This window comes from Haladaptatus sp. (assembly GCF_049589095.1).
Lineage (GTDB): Archaea > Halobacteriota > Halobacteria > Halobacteriales > Haladaptataceae > Haladaptatus.
In genome coordinates this window covers 1-8718 of the sequence record NZ_JBAWAC010000148.1, presented here as the reverse complement: position 1 = coordinate 8718, position 8718 = coordinate 1, and the positions used below count along the sequence as shown (strand labels likewise).

The following is an 8718-nucleotide window of genomic DNA, read 5'->3' as shown; positions in this document are numbered from 1 at the left end:
GATATCTCCGCTGTCACACCGTCTTCGTATTCGAGGATCGCGGTCAGTTCCGTTTCGACACCGTTGTCCATCGTGGTTGTCGTCGCGTACACTTGCTCCGGTTCCCCGAGGAACAGTCGAATGATGTTGACTGCGTAACTGCCGACATCGATGAGGCTCCCTCCTGCGAGGTCGGGGTCGAAACGGACGTCGTTCGGTTCGTCCAGTACGAATTGGAAGCGGGCCTTTACCGACCGGATATCCAACTCACGACACAACTCGGCTGCACGTCGTGTTCGGGGATGGTAGCGGTACATGAACGCTTCCATCAGTGTCACTCCCCGTTCGTCGCAGTACCGACCCAATTCTCGGGCTTCAGCGGCGTCCACTGCAAGCGGCTTTTCACAGAGGACGTGTAGGCCGTGATCGGCGGCCCGTTTCGTCCATTCGGCGTGGAGCGCGTTGGGGAGCGGGTTGTACACGGCTTCTATCTCGTCATCGTCGAGCAGCTCCTCGTATGTCTCGTAGGCTCGTGGTATTTCGAGTTGCTCTGCGACCTCCTGTGCGCGTGCGCGGTTCCTCGACGCGATGGCAACGACTTCGTGTTCGGTCTCCTGAATCGCGGGGATGACGGTTTCCGTACCGATGTTCGCGGTACTGATGATGCCGAATTTCATATCTACTGTCTATCCTTCTCCGTTATGAATGGAAGTGTCTACTCTGTCAGTAAGAATGAACGATAGAAACTAGCGCAGTCGTTCTACGTGCGGGTAACCCATGCGAGGGCTGCACCGATACCGATCGCGGCGATCGCGCCAACTATCTGCCCGAGCATTAGCAGGGCACTGCCCGATTTGTGCGCCCACGGCATCCCGACGAGCGTTCCGATTCCGATGAGTACGAGCAGAATCCCGAACACGACGCCGAGTGGTTCGAGTGGATCTTCGATATAGCGGTTCATATCCGTGTTCTGTGTTCGGACGACTTATAATATCTACTGAACGATGTCGGCCGGCCGTTTTGAGAACCAGTCACGCTCGGAGAACGCGCGCTACGCGACGTTCGCCGAATCGTTTCGGCGAATTTTGGCCAGAACGACGCTTGGTTCGTTCGCTTCCGTGCTCGCGGCATCTCGCATCGAGGCACGAAGCGCCTCGTTAGTGCTCACGAACTGCGTCTTCCGAGTCATATCTCGCTGGCCGCTTCGCTCGTCACGTTCGTTCCTCACAGGCTGGAAGGGATTTGAACCCCACCCGAGAACCTGCGCACGGCGCAGAACCTCGGTCTGATTCAAACCTCGATGGCCGTTTCACTTCTCACCGTGGTTCGTCGCAAAAACGGGCTGGAAGGGATTTGAACCCCTGGCCGTCTGGTTAAAAGCCAGACGCTCTGCCTAACTGAGCTACCAGCCCTCATTTCCTCTTGCGAGTTGCGACGTTTAAACGTTTGCCATTCTGATCCGGATTCCGCATCCATCTCCGGGGTGCGTACAGTTTTCTCCCCCGGTACCGACTGTCAAATCATGACCTCGTTCGAGACTGAACAGGGGGACGAGTTGCGTGATTTCGTCCACCAGCTCTGTTCGTTCGACACGACCGGTGGAAAGGAAGGCCCCGCACAGGAATGGCTCCTCGACCGCCTTTCCGAGATGGGCTTCGAGACGTACGAATGGACGGCGCATGCCGAGGAACTGGCGGAACACCCGTCGTTTCCCGACGACCCCGTCGAAATCGAACACACCGAGGCGAGTGCCGACGGGCCGAGCCTCGCGGAGCGCCCGAGCGTCGCGGGCGTGTTGGAGTTCGGTAATCCGGACGACGGGCCGACGCTCGTCCTGAACGGCCACATGGACGTGGTTCCGGTCGCCAACGAATCGTGGGAGACTGACCCGTTCGAGCCGACGTGGGATGGCGATGACCTCACCGCGCGCGGCGCGGTGGACATGAAGTCCGGGGTCGCGGCCTGCGTCTTCGCTGCGAAACACCTCGTGGACCATGCCGAGGACTTGAACGGCCGTCTCGTCGTCGAGAGCGTCGTCGGAGAGGAGGAGGGCGGCTTGGGCGCGGCGGCCGCCGCGCTGTCGAACCCGTATCCGTTCGAACGCGATGCGGCCATCGTCGCGGAACCGACGGATCTCACGCCTGTCACTGCCGTTGAGGGAACGGTGATGAAACAACTCCACATCGAGGGACGATCCGCCCACGCGGCGACGCGGTGGCGCGGCGAAAACGTCCTCCCGCACTTCGAGGCGATTTCACACGCGTTCTCCGAGCTCGAAGCGGAGCGGAACGAGTCCGTCACGCATCCGCTGTACGACGAATTCCCCATCTCGTGGCCCATCGTCATCGGTACCGTCGAGGCCGGTACGTGGTCGTCGTCGGTTCCCGCGACGCTCACCGCGGAGATGCGGTTCGGCGTCGCGCCGGGTGAAACGGTGGACGAAGTAGAAGCGATGTACGAAGAGCGCCTCGCGGATGTCGTCGAGGAGAACGACTGGCTTCGCGAGCATCCCCCCACGTTCGAGCGGTTTTCGATCCAGTTCGAGTCCGCGGAGACGGACGCGGACGAACCCATCGTCGGCGCGCTCCAATCGGCGATGGACGATTCGGGTCTCGACACGACGCTTCGCGGCGAGACCTACGGTGCGGACTCGCGCCATTACGTCGCCGCGGGGATTCCGACCGTTCTCTTCGGACCGGGGACGATCGAACAGGCCCACTTCCCGAACGAGACGGTTCACTGGCCGGACGTGGTTACTGCAGGAACCGTGTTGACGGGGACGGCTCGAACGTTCCTCGGCTGAGGCCGGGATTCGGTTACTCCAATTCCTTTTCGAGCGCCCGAGCGACGACCTGTTCCGGTTCTTCGCCCGCGAGTGCGGCTTCCCGTCGGAGCTCGCGGTACAGGTCGGCCGGGAGCGAGAGTGTGACTTCCCCCAAGGTCACGCCGTGGGCTCGTAGCGCGCGTTCGGGTGTGGTCCCGTCGTTGATGTCGCTGACGATGGCGCGCACTTCACGTACGGTCAACGAGTTGTCGAGAATCGCCCACGCCAGTTGATAGCGAGCGTCGCCGTCCACGCGGGCGATGTGTTTCGCCGCCGTCGGTGCGATGTGCCCCATCGCGACGTGGCGTCGGATCGAACGCGGCAGGTCGTGCACCCGTGCCCACTTTCTGATGAACGCGACTGTCGTCTCCCCTCCCGCCCGCTTTGCGGCACCCTTGTAGGAGCCAACTCCTCGGACGAGCGCTGCACAGGCCGCTGCCCCACGCAACATGTAGACGTTGTCCTCTCGCCCCGGGCTCCCCTCCGCGAACGCACGGACCGTTAGCGCGGCTTCTTCGACGCTCTCGGGGTCGTCGGGGTCGAACGCTTTGGCTTCCCGTGCGTGCGCGCCGGTAACCGACACGTCTCCACGGACGACTGGTTTTCCGACCGGGGATTTGCGATCCGCAGGTGGCTCCTTCTCGGGGCCGTTGGTCATTGTTCATGGTGTGGAAGGGACGAGGTAAAAAGGAACCGTTCAACGGAACGTGTTTATACTATTACATTCGATGCGAAGTGATCCGCTCACTCCATGTAAATCGAATCGATGTCGTCGGAGAAGCGTGAGCGGATGTTGCGACGCTTTTTCTTCATCGTGGGGGTGAGCAGGTCGTTGTCCTCGGTGAATTCGATGGGGACGAGGCGGAACTGCTTGATTTGCTCGTACGATTCGAACCGGGGGTTGATCCGCTCGATTTCGTCTTCGATCCAGTTGGAGACCGTATCGTTCCGACAGAGCTCACGGTCGTCGTCCGGGAGGGAAATCCCTTCGCGGGCGGCCCGCTCACGGACCTTCTCGACGTTGGGGACGATGAGCGCGCTGACGAACTTCCGGCCGTCGCCCATGACCATGCACTGTTCGACGATTTCGCTGGCGGCGAAGGCATCCTCGATGGGACCTGGTGGGACGTTCTTGCCGGTCGAAAGAACGAGCAACTCCTTGGCGCGTTCGCGGAACGCGATGTAGCCGTCCGGCCGGATTTCGACGATGTCGCCGGTTCGGAACCAGCCATCCTCCGTGAAGGCGCGTTCGGTTTCCTCGGGTTTGTTCCAGTAACCATCGGTGACGTTCGGACCCTTGACGAGCAGTTCGCCGACGTCTCCTGCCGCTTCCGAGAAGTTCTCCCCGACGATCGATTCGTCGACCCGGACCTCGACGTCCACGACGGGATAGCCGATGGTGCCGATTTTCGGCGCTTCGGGTGGGTTGACGCAGATGACGGGCGAGGTTTCCGTGAGTCCGTAGCCTTCGAGAATCGGCAGTCCCATGCCGTGATAGAGCGCACACAAATCGGCCGACAGACTGCCACCGCCGCTGATGAAGAAGTCGATGTTGCCGCCAAGGCCCTCCTTTACCTTGTCGAAGACGAGTTTGTCCGCGAGAATTTTCTGTGCGCGGAGACCCAGACTCGGGGAGTCCGTCTCGTGGTACGCAACGCCGACGTCCGTCGCCCAGTCGAACACGCGGCGGCTGAAGTCGCTCTCGTCGGCCTGTGCGCGAATCGCATCGTAGATCCGCTCGTAGACGCGCGGGACGCTGGTTCCGGTGGTCGGTTTCACCGTTTGGAAGTCGTCCTGTAGCGTATCCGGGCTTTCCGCGTAGGCGATGCACGCACCGGCGGCGAACAGCATGAAGTGACCGGCAGTCCGCTCGAAGACGTGTGCAAGCGGGAGGAACGAGACGGCTTTCGAATACTCGTCGATGACGGGACATTCCTTGTCGGGGCGCGGTCCGAACCGACGATAACATTGGTTGACGTTCGACCGGAAGTTCCAGTGGGTGAGCTTCACGCCTTTGGGTCGGCCCGTCGTCCCGCTGGTGTAGATGAGCGTGGCGAGGTCGTCGGGGTCGCGAGCGTCGAGCCACGATTCGTACTCGTCGAGGTCGAAGGCCGCCTCTCCCCGGTCGTGTACCTCGGCGAGGGTGTAGATGTTGTCGCGGTCGTATTCCCGCGAGAGCGAGTCCATCACGACGATGAATTCGAGGTCCAACGCGTCCTCAGCCTCGAACACTCGCTCCAGCAAGCTTTCGTTTTCGACGACGACGCCCGTGGCTTCGGGGTCTCCGAGGAGGTATTCGACCTGTGAAACGGAGGAACTCCTGTACACCGTCGTCACGACAGCGCCTGCGGCGAGCAACGCGAAGTCAGTCTGTGCCCACTCCATTCGCGTGTCCGAAAAAATCCCGACTCTGTCGTCCGCTTCGACGCCGAGGTCGCAGAATCCGGCGGCGAGGTTCCGGACGATATCGCGCATCTTCGGGTACGAAATCGACCGAAACTCGCCGTCCGGTGCCGCCGGGAGCACGGTTTCGGTCAGTGAGCGACGGTAGATACCGCCCTTGTACTGCTGTGCGGGACGATTTTCGTGTCGTTCGGCGCTGTCCTCGAACATTCGGGACAGCGTCGTCCGCTCGATGACGGGGTCGGTAAACTCTTTCTCGGCGTCACGCCACTCCATACCAACCACTTGTGTGTTCACCCCCATTAAGGTAGTATAAAACGATACGAAAGTTTATGGAAGTTTGTGCGGCTTCTCCTGTTTCACAGCCCTTCGTGCGTGTCGAGATAATGGAGAACGCCGCGGGTGTTCAATTTCGTTTCCTCGTGAGCCTTCGTCTCTCCCCAAACCTCGTCCATTTCCTGTCGGTCGATAAGGGTCTCGATGATTTCCTCGTCGTCGTCCGTGGCGGCACGTTGGGCTTCGACCGCTGCGACCCACTGTGAGAGGACTTCGCCGTACTCGTCCATCGCCTCGTCGGAGTACTCCCGCGGCCCGAAATGGGTGTAGAGGAGCGTGCTCGGGGAAATATCACGGATCGTCTCCACGTCGTCCAAACACTGGTCCAGATCGAAATCCGTCGGTGGCGAGGTTTCCCGAACCTCACCGATGCTCGGCACCCAAATCCCGGCCGAATCGGCGGTGAACACCGCATCGTTCGCCTCGTCGTAGAAGATGACCTGGTGTGGCGCGTGGCCCGGCGCGTAGAACACTTCCAGGTCGTGACTGCCACAGTCGATACTGTCGCCCTCCGTCACTTCCACGACGCGGTCTTCCGGTACCGGTTTTGGTTCGGCGTAGAACTGCCACTGGTCGCCGACGGCCGCTTTCGTTCCCTTTACCAGATACTCGGGATTCACGAGGTGGCGTGCACCGATTTCGTGGACGTACACGTCCGCATTCGGACACGCTTCCGCGAGGAAGCCCGCACCGCCCGCGTGGTCCAGATGTACGTGTGTCGGTGCGATGACCGCCACGTCCTCCCGCTCGATATCCAACTCGTCGAGCGCGTCGAGGATCCGTTCGTAACCCGTTCCGATACCCGTCTCCACGATTGCCGGGCGCTCGGTGTCGAGGATGTACACCGCACCGTAGGCCTCCGTGTCGTACATTCCCGTGTCCAGATAGTACAAGTCGGAACAGTCACCCACCGTGACTTCCCGTAGGTCGCCGATTCCCATACCATACCTCGCGTCGGGAAACGGGAAAAACGATTCGCGTCGTCCGCGCTTTTATCCTTCTGCCGACCGATTAACGGGCATGCATCGGCGAGACTTTCTTCGCACGGCCGCCGTGGGGGGAAGCGCTGCGTGTCTATTCTCGACGGGGGGTATCGGGGCCAATTCGGCGAGCGACTCGTACCAACCACTGGGACACGTGTCCATCGAGGATGCCAAGGAGACGGTCGTCGGGGACGACGGAAACACCGCGTTCGTCGCGGCGACTGACGGGTTCGTGACGGTCGATATCCGGAATCCGGAAAATCCGCACGTACTGGCCGAACGGCGCGGTCTGCTGGAGGAACACGACGGCGGGCCGCTGACCGAGATTTGGGACGTGACGGTGGACGGCGATCGACTGCTGGTCGTCGGCCCGGCGAACCCGGTTGAGAGCGACGAGGTGCACGGAATCCTGCTGTACGACGTGAGCGACCCATCGAAACCGAAGCGCGTCGCGTTCCACGAGACGACGTTTCCGATTCACAACGCCTTCCTCACGGACGACATCGCGTATCTTACGGGTAACAACGGAGACGGTAACCCCCTCGTGTTGATGGACGTGTCGAACGACGAGCCGAAGGAAGTGGGCCGGTGGTCGATGGTCGAGTACGACTCGAAGTGGTCGGGGGTCGATTCGTGGGTGCGCACGCTCCACGACGTGTGGGTGCACGACGGCCGGGCGTACCTCGCACAATGGGATGCCGGAATTTGGGTCGTGGACGTGTCGAATCCGAAGCATCCGACACACGTCGCGCACTTCGGCGGGCGACCGCTGGAGAAGCTCACGGAAATCCCATCGTCCGACGAGCGGGATGCCGTGGTCGGCCTACCGGGGAACGCCCACTTCGTGATGACGAACGAGGATGCGAGCCTGCTCGCCTGTAACAAGGAGGCGTGGGATACCGATGGCCCGAAGCGAACCGGACCCGGCGGCATCGACCTCTGGGACATTTCGACAATCGAACGTCCGCGAAAGCTCACCACCATCGAGCCGCCGAAAACGGCCGACCCGAGTTACGACGTTTCCCCCCTGTCGTCCATCGTCGCCGCGCTCTCGCCGGTCGGCGTCGCCTCGGCACACGGTTGCCACGAATGCGGGAAAGTCAGTTCGTCCGGTCAGTGGACGACCTCGCACAACTTCGACTTCGTCGGCGACCGACTCTACACTTCGTGGTACAACGGCGGCGTGAAGGTGTTCGACGTGAGCGATCCGTCGAACCCCGAGGAACTCGTTTGGTGGCGCAAGCCGAACGAGACCGCCTTCTGGAGCGCCGAGTACGTCTCCGATACCGTATTCGTCGGCGGGAGTATGGGAGGGGACGGCGACGGCAGAGGCGGCGTCTACATCTTCCCAAATTACACGGGAGAACAGAAATCCTCGCCACCGCTCACGAACGGGAACACCGCGACAACGACGGCAACCGGCGAGCAGACGGACGACGTCGCCGCGACGACGGGCCAACCCGGCTTCGGAGTTGGCGTCGCTGGCCTTTCCGTTCTCGGATTCTCTCTCTGGGCGCGTAGACGGAGGAACGAGGACTGAATCCGGACGAGTGAAGGTCGACAATCCGCGTGATTTTTCGGGAATGATTCGGCCCATAATCGCCGACTCGAACCCCAAGCTTACCATACTTCGAGTTCCTATGGGTGTGTATGAGTGAACAGGGCGCGACCGAATCGGCGGGGTCCGAGGACGACCTCGAATCGCGGGTCGAACGCTGGCTGACAGCCCAGATGCCCATCATCCAGATGCACGGCGGGACGAGCGCGGTCAGAAAGGCCGACCCGGAATCCGGCGAGGTCGTTATCGAACTCGGCGGGGCCTGCGGCGGGTGCTCCATCACCCCCATCACGTCCCAGAACATCGAGGTCGAACTCCTGAAGAAGTTCGACGAGGTTGACGACGTGACCGTCCGCATCGCCGACGACGGAACCAGCCAATGGCAGACGGATCAAGCCGAGAGCGTCATGGGCATCGACCGCTCGGAGGGTGGCCGCGGCGGAAAACTGAACACGCCGGGCGAGAACGAGCACTTCTAACGCCCACCTTTTGCTTCAGTCGAAGGCCAGCGCCGAATCAGCGCTGGCCTCGCTGATCTCCCAGCAAAAGCTGGATCAAAAGCACTCCTCCCTCACTTCCCTACGCTCCGCTCAGTCGTCGGCCCGGAAAATCGGATATTTTCCGGTGTATCACTG

At 61.4% G+C, this 8718-nt stretch carries 9 protein-coding genes and 1 tRNA gene; 3 read left to right on the top strand and 7 right to left on the bottom strand.

The genetic code is table 11. The features are described 5' to 3' along the window. From WBV42_RS05170 to WBV42_RS05155, 4 genes are all read right to left on the bottom strand, one after another. A partial coding sequence (locus WBV42_RS05170) for a Gfo/Idh/MocA family protein (RefSeq protein WP_423985078.1) occupies positions 1-656 on the bottom strand: 656 nt, incomplete at its 3' end. Between the two features lie 83 nt (positions 657-739). Continuing rightward, entirely contained in the window at positions 740-940 is a 201-nt protein-coding gene (locus WBV42_RS05165; RefSeq protein WP_423985077.1) for a hypothetical protein, read from the bottom strand. 90 nt (positions 941-1030) lie between these two features. Then, positions 1031-1168 carry a hypothetical protein gene (locus WBV42_RS05160; protein ID WP_423985076.1) on the bottom strand — a complete coding sequence of 46 codons (138 nt, stop codon included), beginning with the start codon at positions 1166-1168 and terminating at the stop codon, positions 1031-1033. 149 nt (positions 1169-1317) lie between these two features. Then, positions 1318-1391 (bottom strand) — tRNA-Lys (locus WBV42_RS05155). Between the two features lie 110 nt (positions 1392-1501). Between WBV42_RS05155 and WBV42_RS05150 the strand changes: the two genes are divergently transcribed. Next, positions 1502-2782: a M20 family metallopeptidase gene (locus tag WBV42_RS05150; protein ID WP_423985075.1), complete on the top strand. Its 1281-nt coding sequence runs from the start codon at positions 1502-1504 to the stop codon at positions 2780-2782. Between the two features lie 13 nt (positions 2783-2795). On the opposite strand, the gene WBV42_RS05145 is transcribed toward WBV42_RS05150, so the two are convergent. The 3 genes from WBV42_RS05145 to WBV42_RS05135 all read right to left on the bottom strand — a co-directional run bounded on the left by WBV42_RS05145 (position 2796) and on the right by WBV42_RS05135 (position 6483). After that, positions 2796-3461 carry a DUF7119 family protein gene (locus WBV42_RS05145; protein WP_423985074.1) on the bottom strand — a complete coding sequence of 222 codons (666 nt, stop codon included), beginning with the start codon at positions 3459-3461 and terminating at the stop codon, positions 2796-2798. Between the two features lie 86 nt (positions 3462-3547). After that, the gene (locus WBV42_RS05140) at positions 3548-5482 is read right to left on the bottom strand and encodes an AMP-dependent synthetase/ligase (protein WP_423985073.1); all 1935 of its coding nucleotides are present in this window, start codon (positions 5480-5482) and stop codon (positions 3548-3550) included. 83 nt (positions 5483-5565) lie between these two features. After that, positions 5566-6483 (bottom strand): MBL fold metallo-hydrolase, encoded by a 918-nt coding sequence (locus WBV42_RS05135; protein WP_423985072.1) that lies wholly within the window; start codon positions 6481-6483, stop codon positions 5566-5568. A gap of 79 nt (positions 6484-6562) precedes the next feature. Between WBV42_RS05135 and WBV42_RS05130 the strand changes: the two genes are divergently transcribed. Further along, positions 6563-8065 carry a hypothetical protein gene (locus WBV42_RS05130; RefSeq protein WP_423985071.1) on the top strand — a complete coding sequence of 501 codons (1503 nt, stop codon included), beginning with the start codon at positions 6563-6565 and terminating at the stop codon, positions 8063-8065. 110 nt (positions 8066-8175) lie between these two features. Further along, positions 8176-8562, top strand: coding sequence for a NifU family protein (locus tag WBV42_RS05125; RefSeq protein WP_423985070.1), 387 nt, complete (start codon positions 8176-8178; stop codon positions 8560-8562). The last annotated feature ends 156 nt before the right edge of the window (positions 8563-8718 follow it).

Coding starts and splice junctions, on each gene's coding strand:
- WBV42_RS05165 (WP_423985077.1), bottom strand. CDS start 940: ATGAACCGCTATATCGAAGATCCACTCGAACCACTCGGCGTCGTGTTC.
- WBV42_RS05160 (WP_423985076.1), bottom strand. CDS start 1,168: ATGACTCGGAAGACGCAGTTCGTGAGCACTAACGAGGCGCTTCGTGCC.
- WBV42_RS05150 (WP_423985075.1), top strand. CDS start 1,502: ATGACCTCGTTCGAGACTGAACAGGGGGACGAGTTGCGTGATTTCGTC.
- WBV42_RS05145 (WP_423985074.1), bottom strand. CDS start 3,461: ATGACCAACGGCCCCGAGAAGGAGCCACCTGCGGATCGCAAATCCCCG.
- WBV42_RS05140 (WP_423985073.1), bottom strand. CDS start 5,482: ATGGAGTGGCGTGACGCCGAGAAAGAGTTTACCGACCCCGTCATCGAG.
- WBV42_RS05135 (WP_423985072.1), bottom strand. CDS start 6,483: ATGGGAATCGGCGACCTACGGGAAGTCACGGTGGGTGACTGTTCCGAC.
- WBV42_RS05130 (WP_423985071.1), top strand. CDS start 6,563: ATGCATCGGCGAGACTTTCTTCGCACGGCCGCCGTGGGGGGAAGCGCT.
- WBV42_RS05125 (WP_423985070.1), top strand. CDS start 8,176: ATGAGTGAACAGGGCGCGACCGAATCGGCGGGGTCCGAGGACGACCTC.